Origin of the sequence: Vibrio penaeicida, from assembly GCF_019977755.1 — a bacterium.
Lineage (GTDB): Bacteria > Pseudomonadota > Gammaproteobacteria > Enterobacterales > Vibrionaceae > Vibrio > Vibrio penaeicida.
In genome coordinates, this window is the sequence record NZ_AP025145.1 from 1095505 (window position 1) to 1112164 (window position 16660).

At 42.3% G+C, this 16660-nt stretch carries 17 protein-coding genes; 9 read left to right on the forward strand and 8 right to left on the reverse strand.

All coding sequences use genetic code 11. The features are described 5' to 3' along the window. The first annotated feature begins 409 nt into the window (after nucleotides 1–409). The 6 genes from LDO37_RS23180 to LDO37_RS23205 all read left to right on the forward strand — a co-directional run bounded on the left by LDO37_RS23180 (nucleotide 410) and on the right by LDO37_RS23205 (nucleotide 6865). Nucleotides 410–2086, forward strand: a complete 1677-nt coding sequence (locus LDO37_RS23180; protein ID WP_126609236.1) for a peptide ABC transporter substrate-binding protein — start codon at nucleotides 410–412, stop codon at nucleotides 2084–2086. Nucleotides 2087–2101: 15 nt separating this feature from the next. Beyond that, nucleotides 2102–3031 (forward strand): ABC transporter ATP-binding protein, encoded by a 930-nt coding sequence (locus LDO37_RS23185; RefSeq protein WP_101115099.1) that lies wholly within the window; start codon nucleotides 2102–2104, stop codon nucleotides 3029–3031. Next, nucleotides 3031–3858, forward strand: a complete 828-nt coding sequence (locus LDO37_RS23190; RefSeq protein WP_126609237.1) for an ATP-binding cassette domain-containing protein — start codon at nucleotides 3031–3033, stop codon at nucleotides 3856–3858. Before LDO37_RS23185 ends, LDO37_RS23190 begins: the two co-directional genes overlap by 1 nt. Nucleotides 3859–3905: 47 nt before the next feature. Beyond that, the gene (locus LDO37_RS23195; protein ID WP_101115097.1) at nucleotides 3906–4874 is read left to right on the forward strand and encodes an ABC transporter permease; all 969 of its coding nucleotides are present in this window, start codon (nucleotides 3906–3908) and stop codon (nucleotides 4872–4874) included. Next, nucleotides 4871–5779, forward strand: coding sequence for an ABC transporter permease (locus LDO37_RS23200; RefSeq protein ID WP_126609238.1), 909 nt, complete (start codon nucleotides 4871–4873; stop codon nucleotides 5777–5779). Before LDO37_RS23195 ends, LDO37_RS23200 begins: the two co-directional genes overlap by 4 nt. Nucleotides 5780–6025: 246 nt before the next feature. Next, entirely contained in the window at nucleotides 6026–6865 is an 840-nt protein-coding gene (locus tag LDO37_RS23205) for an isopenicillin N synthase family dioxygenase (protein ID WP_126609239.1), read from the forward strand. Between the two features lie 60 nt (nucleotides 6866–6925). Here the strand turns inward: LDO37_RS23205 and LDO37_RS23210 are convergent, their stop codons facing one another. Then, entirely contained in the window at nucleotides 6926–7447 is a 522-nt protein-coding gene (locus LDO37_RS23210) for a GNAT family N-acetyltransferase (protein WP_126609240.1), read from the reverse strand. Nucleotides 7448–7603: 156 nt separating this feature from the next. On the opposite strand from LDO37_RS23210, the gene LDO37_RS23215 reads away from it, so the two are divergent. Both LDO37_RS23215 and LDO37_RS23220 read left to right on the forward strand, forming a co-directional pair. After that, the gene (locus tag LDO37_RS23215) at nucleotides 7604–8215 is read left to right on the forward strand and encodes a DNA-J related domain-containing protein (RefSeq protein WP_101115093.1); all 612 of its coding nucleotides are present in this window, start codon (nucleotides 7604–7606) and stop codon (nucleotides 8213–8215) included. After that, nucleotides 8187–8492, forward strand: coding sequence for a hypothetical protein (locus tag LDO37_RS23220; protein ID WP_126609241.1), 306 nt, complete (start codon nucleotides 8187–8189; stop codon nucleotides 8490–8492). Before LDO37_RS23215 ends, LDO37_RS23220 begins: the two co-directional genes overlap by 29 nt. Before the next feature lie 52 nt (nucleotides 8493–8544). Here the strand turns inward: LDO37_RS23220 and LDO37_RS23225 are convergent, their stop codons facing one another. Beyond that, entirely contained in the window at nucleotides 8545–8982 is a 438-nt protein-coding gene (locus tag LDO37_RS23225) for a DUF4174 domain-containing protein (protein WP_399481985.1), read from the reverse strand. A 181-nt stretch (nucleotides 8983–9163) separates the two neighbouring features. On the opposite strand from LDO37_RS23225, the gene LDO37_RS23230 reads away from it, so the two are divergent. Next, nucleotides 9164–9667 (forward strand): LabA-like NYN domain-containing protein, encoded by a 504-nt coding sequence (locus LDO37_RS23230; RefSeq protein ID WP_126609243.1) that lies wholly within the window; start codon nucleotides 9164–9166, stop codon nucleotides 9665–9667. On the opposite strand, the gene LDO37_RS23235 is transcribed toward LDO37_RS23230, so the two are convergent. The 6 genes from LDO37_RS23235 to LDO37_RS23260 form a co-directional block, all read right to left on the reverse strand. Further along, nucleotides 9664–9843 carry a DUF2986 domain-containing protein gene (locus LDO37_RS23235; RefSeq protein WP_126609244.1) on the reverse strand — a complete coding sequence of 60 codons (180 nt, stop codon included), beginning with the start codon at nucleotides 9841–9843 and terminating at the stop codon, nucleotides 9664–9666. The two genes, LDO37_RS23230 and LDO37_RS23235, sit on opposite strands and share 4 nt — an antisense overlap. A 71-nt stretch (nucleotides 9844–9914) precedes the next feature. After that, nucleotides 9915–11069 (reverse strand): MFS transporter, encoded by a 1155-nt coding sequence (locus tag LDO37_RS23240; protein ID WP_126609245.1) that lies wholly within the window; start codon nucleotides 11067–11069, stop codon nucleotides 9915–9917. 176 nt (nucleotides 11070–11245) lie between these two features. Then, complete coding sequence (trxC, locus tag LDO37_RS23245) at nucleotides 11246–11680, reverse strand: thioredoxin TrxC (RefSeq protein WP_126610074.1); 435 nt, start codon at nucleotides 11678–11680, stop codon at nucleotides 11246–11248. A 32-nt stretch (nucleotides 11681–11712) separates the two neighbouring features. After that, nucleotides 11713–12981: a sigma-54-dependent transcriptional regulator gene (locus tag LDO37_RS23250; protein ID WP_126610073.1), complete on the reverse strand. Its 1269-nt coding sequence runs from the start codon at nucleotides 12979–12981 to the stop codon at nucleotides 11713–11715. After that, complete coding sequence (locus LDO37_RS23255; protein WP_126610072.1) at nucleotides 12968–15316, reverse strand: ATP-binding protein; 2349 nt, start codon at nucleotides 15314–15316, stop codon at nucleotides 12968–12970. Before LDO37_RS23255 ends, LDO37_RS23250 begins: the two co-directional genes overlap by 14 nt. Further along, on the reverse strand, nucleotides 15313–16599 hold the full coding sequence (locus tag LDO37_RS23260) for an ABC transporter substrate-binding protein (protein WP_126610071.1): 1287 nt from the start codon (nucleotides 16597–16599) through the stop codon (nucleotides 15313–15315). Before LDO37_RS23260 ends, LDO37_RS23255 begins: the two co-directional genes overlap by 4 nt. Nucleotides 16600–16660 lie beyond the last annotated feature (61 nt).

The window sequence follows — 16660 nt, forward strand, 5'->3', positions numbered from 1 at the left end:
ATATGGATAGAGAACGGAAATGAATTGTTTGATGTTTATACAAAAATGTTTCAAGGAAGGGGGCGGGTGTTACATCCGTATTTGAGATTTTGATCCGAAAAAACAACTAGAAAATGAATTAAACACTTAACTTATAACCACTTACATAACTAAATTGTTCGACTTTACATCAAAGTACATGATTCATCGCTTAAAAAATTATTACAAATGATAATTGCATCGCTTTTTATAAAGAAAGTACATTGGAAATCTATTTTGTGTATAAAATTCTGTAATAATCGCTGGTTTGGGGTGAAGAAATCTAAAATTCACCTATAAATTCCGCACTTATCACTTAAGGAATAGAGCTAATTTAGAATTTCATAGATGGAATTTACTAATGGCTCAATATAAAGATATGGAGATTAATATGAAGTTAAAGAAATCCGTATTGGCGCTAGCAGGTGCTACAGCATTGCTAAGCGGTCAAGCATTCGCATCTAACGACAAACTGACTTTGGGCATTTCACAATTCCCTTCTACTCTTCACCCTGTTATCGATAGCATGGTTGCAAAAACCTACACTCATGGCTTTACACACCGTGGCACTATCGGATTTGATCAGCAATGGAAGCTGACATGTTTTCTTTGTGAAGAGGTACCTACTTTTGAAAATGGCCTAGCAGTTGTTGTTGATCGTCCTCACGCAAAAGAGGGTGAAAGCAAGCAAGGCGTAAAGATGACCGTAAAATTCAAGAAGGATCTTTTCTGGGGTGATGGTACGCCAATCACAACAAAAGATGTTGAGTTTTGGTACGAAGTTGCAACTTCACCTGATGTTCAAGGAAATGCAGGTCTTTCAACATATCAGCACATGGAAAAGCTTGAGATTGTAGATGACCACACGGTAAACGTTTATGTAGACCGCGTTTCTTACAAATATAACGCTTACTACATTCCTGATGCGTTACCACGTCACCTAGAAGAATCTATCTTTCAGTCAAACCCGAAAGAATACCACTTAAATACAAAATACATTACAGAGCCAACACACTCAGGCTTGTACAATGGTCCCTACACAATCCAAAACATCAAACAAGGCCAATTCGTTCAGCTAGGTTTGAATGAGCACTGGAAAGGCAAACAGCCGCATTTCGGTAAGGTAACCATTAAAACCGTTTCAGATACACAAGCGCTTCAAGCAAACTTGCTATCTGGTGACGTAGACTTCATTCCAGGTGAAATGGGTCTGACTCTTGACCAAGCGCTTCAATTTGAGAAGAAGTTTGGTAACAAGTACAACGTAGATATTCGCCCAGCAGCGCTTTATGAGCACCTAGACGTGCAGCTTCAAAATGAACACCTGCAAGATGTGCGAGTACGCCAAGCATTACTATTTGGACTGGATCGCGAATTGCTAACAAACAAGCTTTTCCAAGGTAAGCAAAAAGTTGCGAATTCAAATGTTAGTCCATTAGACGCATCGTTTGATCCAAAAGCTCCAACGTACGAATACAACCCTGAAAAAGCAAAAGCACTTCTTAAAGATGCTGGCTATAAGTTGGTAAATGGCGTTCAAATGAAGAACGGCAAGCCATTAGAAATCGAATTTATGACGACCTCTGGCAACAAGACGCGTGAACTTGTCCAGCAGTTTGCTCAAGGGCAATGGAAAAAGGTTGGCATTAAAGCGGTCATCAATAACCAAACCGCTCGCGTTTACTTTGGCACAACGCTAAACGAACGTAAGCACAAAGGTTTGGCGATGTTCGCATGGGGTTCTTCACCTGAGCAGCTTCCAAGAACGACACTTCATTCCGAGTACATTCCAACGAAAGAAAATGGTTGGTCTGGACAAAACTATGCGGGTTACCAAAGTGAAGAAATGGACAACCTAATTAACCAAATCGATGCTGAGTTAAACTTCGAAAAACGTATGGAGCTATGGAAGAAATTCCAAAACCTATACGCGACAGATTTACCAGCATTGCCTCTGTACTACCGTTCAGACAGCTTCATCATGCCTAAATGGCTAAAAGGTGTGGCTCCAACTGGTCATCAAACGTATTCAAGCTTCTGGGCTGAAAACTGGACTCGTGCAGAATAAGCGATTGGAATGTCTATGAGTGAAGTAATACTAGACGTTCGCAATATGAGTGTGGCCTTAGGGCCGCACTTAGCTGTAAAGGATGTCAACTACCAAATCAAAGCTGGTGAAATTCTAGGTATTGTTGGAGAGTCGGGCTGTGGCAAGTCTCTTACATCTCTATCTGTTATGGGTTTACTGGATAAAAAATTAAAGCTGTCTGGCGAAATTCTATTCGAAGGTGAAAACCTCGTTGGAATGCCAGAAAAGCGTTACCAACAAATCCGTGGTGAAGGTATTGGAATGATATTCCAAGAACCAATGACCGCACTAAACCCAGTTGTTACTGTGGGTGAGCAAGTCGCGGAAATGTTCATCATTCATGAAGGCGCTTCAAAACCAGAAGCGATGAACCGAGCAATTGAAATGCTCAAGCAAGTTCATATTCCTTATCCAGAAAAGAGAGCCAAAGCATTTCCGCATGAGCTATCAGGCGGAATGCGCCAACGCGTAATGATTGCAATGGCGCTAGCATGTAAGCCTCGAGTTCTGATTGCAGATGAACCAACAACGGCTTTGGATGTTACGGTTCAAGCTCAAGTACTCGATTTGCTAGAAGAGTTACGTGAAACCACAGGAACGGCGATTCAGTTTATTAGCCATTCTCTTGGTGTTGTTTCTCAAATTTCGGACCGTGTAATGGTTATGTATGCTGGTCAAGTTGTTGAACTAGCAGATGTAAACGAAATTTTTGATAATCCTCAGCATCCGTATACTCAAGCACTACTGGACACTATTCCACGTGTTGGTGTTAATGTTGATCGATTGCCCGCGATTCCAGGAAGCGTACCTCCGTTGGATCAGCGTGGTGATAACTATACGTTCCGCGACCGCTGTCCAGAACTCTTCGACCATTACGTTGATGTTGCGAAACAGCGTCAACTTAGCAAAGGAGGCGTATCCTAATGGCTCTTTTGGAAGTTAAAAATCTTCAAAAACGATATGTACTTGATGCGGGATCGATGTTTGGTGGTGAACCACAATATCTTCACGTGACAAAGAACATTTCTCTGAACCTTGAACCGGGTAAAACGCTGGCTGTCGTTGGCGAATCTGGTTCCGGTAAATCGACCTTGGGTCGAATGGTCAGCATGTTGGAAGTGCCGGATTCCGGCGATATTTACCTATCAGGGCAAGAGATTTCGCGTCTTAGTGCGAGAGCTCAACGTCCACTACGCCAACGTATTGGATTGGTATTCCAAGACCCGTATTCTGCACTAAACCCACGTATGCCTATTCTTGCATCACTGATCGAACCCATGAAGGTGAACGGAATTGGCAACAAAGAAACTCAGCGCGCCCGTGCTTTGGAAGTGCTTGAGTGGGTAGGGATGCGTGAAGACGTTCTGACTAAGTATCCTCATGAATTTTCTGGTGGGCAAAGACAGCGTATTGCTATTGCACGTGCACTGATGCTTAAACCGGAACTCATCATTGCAGATGAGCCTCTGTCTGCACTGGATGTATCTGTTCAGTCTCAAATCCTTAATTTGTTTAAAGATCTTCAAGAAGAACACGGCATTGCCTTTTTCTTCATTAGCCATGACATGGCGGTGGTTTACCACCTTGCACACGAAATTGTCGTTATGAAAGCTGGCGAAATTGTGGAGCAAGCAACAAAAGAAGAATTTTTTGCAAGTCCAAAACACCCTTACAGCCAGGAACTGCTGAACGCAGTACCGGACATTGGAAACGCTCGTCGTCGAAATCAATCGGAAAGGAAATCGGCGTAATATGGCAAGCAAGATTAAGAAGCTGAAAAAACAGCTCGGACGTTAATATGACTAGCTTTTTTATTTCACGGATACTGCAAATGCTATTGGTGCTTTTATTGGCCTCATTTGCAGCTTATAACCTCATGGGACTAATGCCAGGCGATCCTATTGATCTATTGGCACAAAGTGACCCAAATATTACATCTGAAGACATTGCTCGCCTGAAGGCTGAACAAGGGTTGGACAAACCTGTTTATGTTCGTTACTTCGTGTGGCTGGGTGATGCACTGCAGGGTGATTTAGGTTACTCACGCATGTTCTCCCAACCAGCCATCGATGTTCTATGGGATGCGATGAAAAATACTTTGGTATTGGTGGGAAGTGGTACTTTACTCTCGATTTTTATTGCACTACCTATAGGTATCATTTGTGCGGTGAAGCAAAACAAAGCAACGGACTACATTATTAGTGGTCTCACGTATGTTTTCCTTTCAACGCCAGCAGCGTGGTTAGCGCTTATGCTCATCATGATTTTCTCGGTCGTATTCCCAATCTTCCCAGCAGGAGGAACCGGCGAAGCCGACGGAGTGGAAGGGCTTGATAAGTTAGAGTACATGATCTTACCTATCTTGAGCTTAACGCTGCTAAGTATTGCCTCTATTTCTCGTTTCATGCGATCCAGCATGCTTGAAGTATTTAGACAAGACTTCGTTAGAACAGCAAAAGCAAAAGGTGCGTCTTCGACTCGAGTTTTGTTTAAGCACTGTATTAAGAACGGCATGCTTCCAATGATCACTGTTTTAGCTATGGACGTAGCAGCACTTATGAGTGGCGCTGTTCTTACTGAAACAATCTTTAGCTGGCCTGGAATTGGAAAGCTGACCGTTGATTCAATTAACGGCAGTGATTACAACGTTGCAATGCTGTGTTTCATGGTTGCTACCACGGCAATCCTCGTCATGAACTTCATTGCGGATATTCTTTATTCTAAAGTTGACCCACGTATCGACCTGACAAAAGGGGGTAATAAATGAGTTACGTTGCTAAACGCAGTCAAAACCCTTGGGTACAGGTGGCGCAACGCTTGTACCGTCACAAGCTAGCGATGGTTTCCATGTTTTTCTTAGCGGCTCTAACCATTGTTTGTTTCAGTGCAAACCCGATTGCAGGTTGGTTAGGTGTAGATCCGTACGCTGATGATCTATTCAGCCGTTTTGAAGCGCCTGATGAAGATAATATTCTTGGAACGGATGAGCTGGGTCGTGATATTTTCACACGACTGCTTCTCGGCGGTCAGGTTTCTCTCACCTTCGCCTTTATGGCAGCCATTGCGACCTCTGTAATTGGTACTATATTAGGTGTTGTTGCTGGTTACCACGGTGGAAAAGTTGATGCATTCATTATGCGTGCAGCCGATTTTATCATCAGCCTTCCAGGCATTATGCTGCTGATTCTTATCCAAAGTGTTGATATGACCAAGCTGGGCTTTTCAGAAGAACTTGTCCGTTCAGACAGTTTCAGTATCTACCGACTGGTTGTTGTACTTTCCTTACTTGGGTGGCCGTTTGCGGCTCGTCTTGTGCGTTCGAATACGCTTTCTGTTAAGCATAGAGAATATGTGCAAGCTGCAATAGGTTACGGCGCGAGTAGCTGGTTTGTTATGACACGCCACATTGTGCCAAACGTAATTGCACCGGTAATCACTGCAACGACATTGGGTATTGGTGGTGCAATTTTGACAGAGAGTGCGCTTAGTTTTCTAGGTTTTGGTATTAACCCGCCAACTCCGTCATGGGGTAACATGCTTCAGAATGCTCGTGAAGCAATGTGGAGCTATCCAATGGCAGCGGTATACCCAGGCATCATGGTTTTGTTCACAGTTATTACAATTAACTTTCTGGGTGATGGCTTACAAGAAGCGATTGATCCTAAATCGTAACGCACTAGCTTAGAAATTAATTCTTACCAAGATCCAAAGGCAGTCATTTATGTGACTGCCTTTTTTTGTTTTCTAATGAAGCGTTCTGAATTAAAGAAAGCTAGAGGTGGATGTAAATGAGTTGTTTGTCACATATATTGGTTAAACAAAGTCGAGTCCGCATTCAAATGTTTGTCTTGAGTCACGTAGATGTCTAAACTTTTAACCTTCTAATAACCTTTGTACCCAATAAAAGTAAAGACAGTCATGAAATTAGAAACTGTAGATTATCGTTCTCCAGATGCAGCCGAGCAATTTGTTAAATCCCTACGTGAAACAGGTTTTGGCGTGCTGAGCAACCATCCAATTCAAAAAGAACTTGTAGAGTCGATTTACGACAACTGGTACAAGTTTTTTCTGACAGATGAAAAAGCGCAATATCAATTTAATGTTGATACGCAAGATGGCTATTTTCCACCAAGCGTGTCAGAAGTTGCGAAAGGACACACCGTAAAAGACATCAAAGAATATTTTCATGTCTACCCGTGGGGGCAAATCCCGCCTTCGCTAAAAGAGCAAATTTTAGACTATTACCAGCAAGCCAATGCTTTTGCACAAGAGTTATTAGGCTGGGTTGAAGCGCATGCCCCAGTTGATGTTCAAGAGAAATTCTCTATTCCATTGTCCGAGATGATCAACGGTAGCGAGCAAACTTTACTGCGCGTGCTTCACTACCCACCGATGACTGGTAGCGAAGAGCCGGGAGCGATACGCGCTGCCGCGCATGAAGACATCAACCTGCTCACCGTTTTACCTGCAGCAAACGAGCCGGGGCTGCAAGTCCAAGGTAAGGATGAAGAGTGGCTAGATGTGCCTTGTGATTTTGGTAATTTGATCATTAACATTGGTGACATGCTTCAAGAAGCATCAGGTGGTTATTTTCCGTCGACAACGCATCGAGTGATCAACCCAACAGGTGAGCAACAAACCCATTCGCGTATTTCATTGCCACTTTTCTTACACCCGAAGCCAGAGGTTGTTTTGTCGGATAGACACACAGCTGGAAGCTATCTAACAGAACGTTTACGCGAACTTGGTGTAATCTAAGAAATGTAGCCGAGCCATTTAACCTCAGCTTTGGATATTTATTTTTATTCGGAACTGAGGTTACTTAAGGTTCGTAGTAATCCAATACCTTTCAATCACTTCATTAAACACAGAAGAATACACTTTAGAGTGATATTGCCCGCCATTCTTCTGGATTACTTGCTGCGAAGCGATATTTTCTTCACTTGTTGTCAGTAACAGCTCCGAGATTGAGAGTTGTGAGGCAACGTCAATTGCCTTTGCCAGCATATCGGTAGCATAGCCATAGCCACGAAAAGATGGCGCGATGTCAAAGCCAATGTGTCCTAGCTCGTTTCTATGAAATTCAGTGTCTAAACTGTGTCGAATTCTTATTGTTCCTACAATGTTTCCTTTTTTATTCAAGTACCATCGATGTGAACAGGGAACGTACCCATCTTTTAAATTAACGCCTTGTTCTTCATCTAACAGGTTTTTAATGTACCGATTAAAATCCTCAATGTTTTCACCGTAAAAATCGCAGCTTAATGGGTCGTTAACTAAAATATCATCGTAAAATGCAACAAAGGCATCTAGGTAGGCATTATTCGGCTTTACTAGCATAGGAATATAAGTGTCTGATTCGAAAACTTAACGCAACAACTATCATAATACTGAGCTGTATACAAATTGAAATCTGTGATGCTGGTTAACGTATAAAGAATGACAAAATCTTCTCTATAGCTTTGAATGTAAGTAGTAGATTAAATAAGAGCGCTTATGTCGAACAACGATTTAATTCATAGCCATGACCCACACATGGAAAACCCATTAGTGTGGCCGATTATGGAAGTGTTGAAAAAGAAACACGAAGGCTGGAAAGTCCATACTTTAGCTTCTCATTTATCTGAGTTGGGTATTATTCCTTTCTTGGACTCTTCACCAGAAAAAGACTTATTTAAGCGTAACTTCTTAATGATGAACGCATTATATCAATTGCAAGAGACGCTATACCCAGACGCTTGGGTGCAAGTTCAAGCAATGGACATTCAACTGAAAAATGACACGCAAACTCGCGAATATGAAATTGACGTTGAAGATCCACTCCGTGATTACTACACAGACTGGAGTAATTACGAGGCAGAAAATGGTGAAGTAAAAAGGCTACTTAACGAATTTTGGACTCGATATCGAAATTTTGTCGGTTCTCACAGCGGAGATATGACTCGCCAAAAAGCACTTAGATTGTTTGAATTGGACGATACCTCTACGCAAACGGAAATACGCAAGCAATGGCGCAGAATGGCACTAAAATGGCACCCTGATAGAGAAGGGGGCAATACAGAAAAATTTCGAACATTGTGTGAAGCTTGGCACTTGTTACGAGATTAATGCGTTATCGACGTACTTCCTACCTCAAGGTGCTAGGTTCAGCGGCTTCTTATCCATAGATTGGGGGCTTGGTTTTCAGGTAAGGCACCGATTTGAAGATCTAGTGGTTCTAAATCAAGAGTCGGTAACGCAGTATGAAAACCAAGCAAACTCGCCCTTGGGAGCTTATCTTCTGTCCCAATTCATCGTCAAAGAACTTGGAAAGGACTCGTCATTCCACTGCGTTCCTGATTTTGAAATAGAGAGGCTTGAATTGAAACAGAAGATAGAGCTCTGAATCCTGCAACTTGGGGTAGCTTGAGTATGATATCTGTATTTACTAAGAGCATTCAAATACTGCAGGGATTACTTTTTTCCTTTATTTCCTGCTTTCTCATCGGCATGGAATCGATCAGCTGATTGATAAAAGCCCAATCTGTGACTTTTCCCCATCGATATTTTTCTTCACCATCCTTACCAATCAGTATCGCTGTGTGTGACTGCTTGTCTACTTGGTACAACTTGGCCAATTTCGCAACATCGAATTCACGCTGAAGCCATCTTGGTTTAGTAAAACCGTCTTGAGTCATTACGAGAGTGACAATGTCACGTATCTTTAGTGCACATTCATTTGTTAGCGTTTCAAGCAAAAACTGTTTTACGTATTCATCTTCGGAAGGGGCGAAATATAAGATACTTCGGTGTGTCCAATGGCTTTGATGGGCAGGGTATGCATGGAGACTAGCGCTACTGATAACAGTTACTAGTAGAATGAATAAACGCAGCATTGTCATACCTCCGTGTCAGACCAATTTGTCTGATTTTGCGGGTCTCACTGCGAGAGCACCAAATCTGTGCACGCTGTAAGATTCTACAATTATGGTTCTTATACGAAGATGTCGCTGGGAATAGCGGTATTAAAGTCGAGATTTTCAAAAAATTCTGTATGCTGTTGCCTTCAACAGATATATGGATACCGTCGTGGAAAAAGAAAATCAAAAAGAGAAAATTGCCATTTTGGTTGATGTACAAAACGTGTACTACACCACCAGAGAGAAATTTAGAAAAAACTTTGATTACAATGAATTTTGGTGGAGAGCGACAAATGGACGTCAAGTTGTTTGCGCCAATGCCTATGCCATCTCAAGCCAACAAGAAAAGCAGCGACAGTTTCATCATATCTTAAGAGGGATAGGGTTTAATGTTGTCCTAAAGCCCTTTATTCAGAGAGCAGACGGCAGTACAAAAGCCGATTGGGACGTAGGCATTGCCATCGATGCGATAGAAATTGCACCGGAGGTGGATACGATTGTATTGCTTTCGGGAGATGGGGACTTTGACATACTTGCAAAACGTATTTGCGAAAAATACAAAAAGCGAGTGGAGGTCTATGGAGTTAGAGCACTGACCGCTCAATCGCTTATAGACAGCGCCACTCAATACTTTCCAATAGAAGATGACATGCTTCTTTAACCGTTAGATTCTTCTTGCACGATGGTCGCCGAATCTGTTTGTACCTGTTCTTCAGCTTCAAGCTTGGCGCGATCGGCTTTAGAAATGTATTTCGGTTTATTGCTCTTGTGCAGTTTTGAGTTTTTCTTTTTCTGTTTATTTTTCAGAATCTGATTTATCTTCTTTTTCCGGTTCATTGCTGTATTCCGTCGACCTTGTTAAGGACGCGCAGAATACAGCGATAGGCGTGTTTTTACAAACTTAATTGTCAGCCGCCAGCAACAAGCGTTGGCTTGTGTCTAGCGCTCGAAATTAACATGTAAATGCTGGTTGCCAGTAAAGTAACAAACAAGTAACCCATTAGTCCTTCCTCGTTGGTTAAGAAGGTGTCTGCAACCACCGGACCTAATACAGACCCAACACTGTAGCTAAACAGCATCACTTGCGTTGCAGAGACGATGTAGTTGTCTCCTAAGTTATCGCAACCTAGATTTATTGCGACAGGATAAAGAGCAAAACTTGCCATACCCAATACAAACAACGCACCAGCTAAAATAGATTGGGAATCAAATACCGCAATAAGCGCAATTGCGAATGCTCCCAATAAGCTGAATAGCGCCAGCAATAATGTTCTTCCAGCGTACTTAATTAGCCAAGAGGCGATTGGTTGAACAAGCATACCTCCTAAAATGATTAAAGCCATTAAGCTGCCAATTTGATTCAGCCCAACATTTCTATTGGTCAACTCTAGAGGCATGAGCCCGTAAATAGCCCCCAACACTAGCCCTGATACCACGCAACCCACGAGTGCAGGTTTACTTAAGTGCATGATCTGCTTTAACGACATAGCGTCGTGTTGTTCACATTCTGGTTGAGTGGATTGGATAACCACTAAGGCAATCGCAGCCAACACCATCAGTGACAGGATAACTGCAAACGGTAACACTCCCGTTACGCCAAACACGTTGATACCCAATTGCCCTAGGGAAGAGCCTCCATATAGAGACATCATGTAGATTCCCAATCTTTTCGCTCTGCCGGATGTATCTCCTGCAAGTAGCCAAGATTCCACGATGACAAAGATACCAGCGACAGCTATCCCCGCGACTAGGCGCGAAAACATCCACACTTCAGCTTGTGGAAATACTGGCAAAAGCGCAATGGTGCTACTGAGTATTGCCAAGCACAAAAGGAATCCTTTACGGTGCCCGGTTTTCGCAACCAAAGGTTCTATCGCTGTTGCCCCGATGAGTAAGCCGGCATAGAAACTGCTCGCGACCCAGCTTGCAATATCGGAACTCATACCGTACTCGTTCAACATCAAAGGGATGATGCTCATTAAGTAGCCTGATGCGATAGCAAACAAAGACAGCGCGACCACTGGAGCGACGATTTTTAGTGGTGCAGTAGAGGTGTTTTCCAATGCCGGAATCTCCTGAAAAATAGGTTAGTTAGGAGCGGCGACTATCGGATTTTAGGAGGTTTTAGTAAAACGAAAAATATTGATTCTTACGACAAATATTTTTTGATTTAGGAAGAACAAAAAGCCCCATTGAAATGACCATTCAATGGGGCTTTTCAAGTAGTTTCAGATTTGAATTATTTCACTAAGGCTTGGTTGAGCCATTGATCAAACTGAGATTTTGGTAACGCACCATTAATAACATCAACTCGCTTACCATTTTTAAATACCATGACGGTAGGAATGCTTCGGATTTGGTATTTAGCACCTAGATTTTGCTGAGCTTCAGTATCGATTTTCACAAATCGAACACTGCCTTTTCTTTCTTCTGCTACGTCGCTGAATACAGGGGCGAATCCAACACATGGGTTACACCAAGGAGCCCAGAAATCGATCACAACAGGTTGGTCACTTTGTAACAGTGCATCAACATTATTTTCAGTGCCTTCAATGGGCGCGCCATCAAACAAGTGGGCTTTACATTTACCACATGTTGCAAGATCTGAAACACGCTCGACGGGAACTCGGTTAACGCCACGACATGAAGGGCAGGGTGTATTAAAGCTGGACATACATTCTCCTTTTTTTGGCATCTTACCAAGCTTTAGCTTCGGGTTTTAAACTTATCTTTTTCTATCCCATGCTTTTTCATTCTAAGGTACAGTTTTTTTCGCGGAACTTGTAAGTAGTTTGCTGCCTCGGAAACCTTTCCAGAATAGAGAAACAAGGCGTCTTCAATTACCTGTTTTTCGTAATCATCAACTAAGTCATCAAGCGGCGTTGTTAAAACATCTTGATTGGATATTCTATTTTGCCCCGCAAGCTTTACTATCCCAATAGCATAAAGCTCCGCAACGTTCCTAAGCTCTCGGACATTCCCAGGCCAAGTGTGATGCCTTAGTGTATTTAGGTAATAGGTGTCTACAGTGGGGACGGGCTTCGCCAATTTCACGCAACTTTGCTTGAGAAAATAGTGGAATAGTGTCGCGATGTCGTCGGGACGTTTTCGTAACGAAGGCACGTCAATATTCCCTTGGCTGACTAAATAGTACAGTTCAGGGTTTAACCGCTGATCTTTAATGAGCATTTCAGGATCTTCATTAAATATCGCGATAAGGCGCGTATGATTCTTGTTACTCCGTTCCTGACGAAGTAACTCTTGTGAAAGGTAGTACTGAATGTTTTCAGGAATCAAATCTATTTGAGTAATCAATAATGTTCCATTAGCACTCTTTGCTAATGCGTGCTCTGCTTCACTTTGGCACTGAAGAGCGCTGCCTTGGTACTGAATGAATGTATTTTCTGAACGGTTACCAAGTTGATGAATAAGGTGTGCGAGGCTTCGGCGACCAGTACCCGACTCGCCTACGATGGCGATATGACTATTGAGCATGGCTAATTGAGCGACGTGGCTACGGATCAATTCAATTTGAGCTGAATGACCGATAATTTCCGCTTTAATTGATTGAGTAATGGTTTGTTTTTGTTGAATGTACTCTTGACGGATACCTAAATGTTTTTTAATTAAATCGAGCAATACGGGTGGGTTAATCGGCTTTTCTAAAAAGTCACTTGCGCCTTTCTTTACTGCTTCAACCGCCATGGGAATATCGCCATGTCCTGTAATCACAACGACTGGGATGTTTCCATCGATGGATTTGATCCTTTCGAGCAGATCCATTCCATTTAACTTAGGCATGTACATATCAATTATCGCAACACCTTCCCAATCGGCGTCAATATAATTGCATGCTTGAGTAGGATCTTGTACGCACTTCGCTGGGATATTAGCAATAGACATGAGGTGAGCGTATGAATCCAACACGTCTGCATCATCATCGACGAGTAATGCAGAAAATTTAAAGTGGGTCATTAGGTAACTCCAATACAACTAATGCGCCACCAGAAAGGGTAGACGCAAGACAAATAGTCGCGTTAAAGCGATGTAATATTGAACGACAAATATTGAGCCCTAAACCAAGCCCAACTTCTTTAGTTGTCGTAAAAGGGGTGAAAATTTGATGGATGACAGTAGGATCAAAACCGTTGCCGCTATCGGAAATGAAAAGCGACGTTTTTCCTGCTTTAGACGGTACAAAACTGATCTCAATGGTTCGAGTGTCTACCTCAGAGACGGCTTCTAGACTGTTTACCAAAAGGTTAACCAAAACTTGCTCAAGCCCAACATTATCAGCAAAGACAGATACATCTTCTCTTACCGCTAACTCAATGCTCGCTTCAAGTTTTTTTGCTTGAGTACCAACCAGCACCAAAGCTTGGTCAATCGCGTCTCGTAAACTTACAGTCGATAGGGCGACATCTTGAGGTTGTTTTTTAGCGAAGTGTCTTAGGCTGTTAATAATTTTACCCATACGCTCAGTCATAACACCTATTTGGTCTAAGGACGTGTTGGCAAGTTTAAATTGTTGCTGGTCGAGAGCCATCTTAGCGCTAAATAAATAGGTGTTTATTGCCGTAAGTGGTTGATTGAGCTCATGCGCTAGCGAAGACATGGTTTGACCAACCACGGCCATTTTCGCGGCCTGAATAAGCTCGTTTTGCGTTTCCTTTAAATGGTATTCAGCTTTCACTCTTTCTTCGATTTCTACTTGAAGCTCACGGTTGGTCGCAACCAAGTCTTTGGTTTTTTCTGCTACACGGCATTCAAGTAAATGGTTTGCGTGTGCTTGTTCGGTGATATCGACAATCGTAACCATGACTTTTCTATCGTTACCTTGTTGAAAGACACTCAAATAGAAGCGCAAATAATAGGGAGTAATGTCGTTTCCTAGAGAAAGAACAGCGTTGGCTTCCCCTTGAGTAAAAAGACGAGACTCTGGAGCAAACAGCACCTTCAAGACTTTCTGATTCACAATGGGCATCCAATTCCACAAGTGACTGTCTGGAATTCGGTTAGGCAACTCAAACAACTGTTTCGCACTCATGTTCACAGACTCGATTCTTCCGGTCATATCACAGGTAACTAAACTCGAATGGGTGTTGTTAATAAGATTCAACGCATTGGTTTGTTCCATTTCAAGCATCGCATAGTAAAACTCTTTGAGTTTTCGGCTAATTCCTGCGATTTCATCTTTTCCTTCTACGGGGAAAGAAATGTTGCTCTCTTTATGTGTCATAGCATCTAGAGTGTGGCTCAGTGCCGTTAATCTCGAAACGATACGTCTATGAATAAAGTAATAGGTTAAAAATGCACTGGTCAAAATGGATAGACTGAAGCACGCGATTAAGATCTGATTTCCGTATGAAATAACATTTGCAGTGTCACTTTTTACGGCGATGAAATCGCTGTCTGCATTGGAAGCGAGAAGCGCAACGTTTTGGTGAAGTTCATTAAGCTGGTTTGAGATTTTTTGCTGTTGTTTTAGTAGTAAGCTTTCTGATTCTACTAACGTACGCAACGCCAAATGAAAACCGCTACCTAAATCGAGAAGTGAATCTAATTCTCCAATTAACTGCTGGTATGAAATGGCAGAAGGAATGCGATATAAAGGCTTGCTCATTTCTTTAAGATCATCCAACCGAAACTGAATAACTTTCATTCCGTTATCGACTTGAGAGACATGGGAAAACTTTGCCACTTCCTGTAGTAACGAATACAGAGCGAGTTCTTGATCGGTTACATTCTGGATTAACCTTAGATTAGTGAGCAATTTTGAGTGGGCATATGTGCTGTTCTCCCTTTCAACTTGCCATTCGATCTCTTGCCTTAACGGCTTCAATTCAGAGCGAATATCTTGGTGGATCCACTGAATTTGTTCTCTGATCCTAGCGGAGGCTCTTGTTTTGCTTACATGCTCGCGAACCAATTCCGCGTAGAAAGCTATCTGATTCGTTAAATCACGATAGCCTGAAAGCAACGCATGAGCTTGTGGGTCGTCTCTAAGGTTTAGAAGTGTTTTTTCAATTTCATCTAGCTCTTGATCAAGCGATTGGGCATGACCATCTAGATCGATGGTGTTATCGATCTCAGGCAAATAGTCGATTAGAGAACGTATTTGGGAGCTGCGACTTTCCAGTTGAAAACTGGCGTTGTACTTTGGCACGCTTTTGACGAGTAAACTCTCTACTTGTCTATCCAAGGTGTTCCAAGTTATCAAAGCCACCACGCACACAATAGAAAGTAAAATGGTAGATAGTGCAAAAGCAAGAATTAGCTTTGCCCCAATAGTGTGGTACCGAAACGTCATAATGCCGCACCTTGAACCAAGTCTCTAACGCTTTGTATTACATTGTTTATGGTGCTTTCACGTTGGGTTTTGACCGTGTGTTGCCACTGAGCCAGTTTAGCGCGCACTTCCGGTTCATGGGTGTTACCGGATTCTTGAGTGGAGAATATTTCTTGCATTGAGTGCAAAAACTCCGATTGATTTATAGGCGGGGAAAACAGTCGTTTCTGAAGATGGTCTAATTCTATTAACACCAATTTGCTACTAGCGAACCTTTTTCTTGCTTGAATGATGGCTAACCACGCATCTTGAAGTTGTGGTAATTGCTGAGTTATCAGGACATCGTAAAGATGAATGATTCCATGCTCTCTTTCCATCAGAGCGTCGAGGTCCAAAACCACATGTTTTCCGTGCAAGAGTTTTGTGTCATTTACGCTGTATTTTGCAAATGTGTTGGTTTGGATTGCGGTTTGAATTTCATTGGACAGCAATAATTCAACAAAACGTTGTCTATACGCGTCTTCTGTTTTTTGTTTAACAAAGCCTATGTATGTAGGCATGAGTGTCAAATCTTCATCATGCCTGAAATCGATGTAATCCAGCTTTCGTTTAAGATTTTTGGCGTAACTGTCAATAGTAGGTCCGACTCCAATACTACCAGCCGCGACTGAATCAGCTACACCAAAGCTACGCGATGAAATTGTGGCTAAGTTTGCACCAACATTAGCGATGATCTGCCACCCTTTATTCCAACCATATTGAGTAAGAATACTCTCGACCATAAGTTGAGTGGTACCAGAGCGAGAAGGTGTGCTCATGGTGACATGACCAAAGTAAACAGGGTCGGTGAGTGAGGCAAAAGACATTGGCTCGGGTAATTCATGATTATTAAAGTAATCACGATTCCAAACAACACCAGCACCGGAATACCCTATGGTGACGACTTTATTGGGCTTAGGAAGAATGTAAGTAGATAAAGACAGAGGAGCCTTAAAACTTGTTGCAACGTCTACCAGCTTTTCCTGCATAGTGAGTCGCGAGATAACCAAAGGCGACGACGTTAGCACAAGGTCAATATCTTCAATGTATTGATTATTAATAAGCTTCATGCTTGACGATGTTGGTCTGTGGACGACTTTTACTTCTACACCTGAATTGAGGCGTTTAAATTCCTCTACAAGGGGGATCAGTGGATCCCTCGAAAAGGTAGTCAGTATCACAAGTTCATTTTGGTTTGCATTCACACCGACGGATAACAGGCAGAAGATAAGAAAAGAAAGTATTTTTAGCGACCATTTTTTCAATTGAAATACCTCACAAAAACCACCCAATATGTGCGTCTAATCAAATATAAGAAAGTCAGCG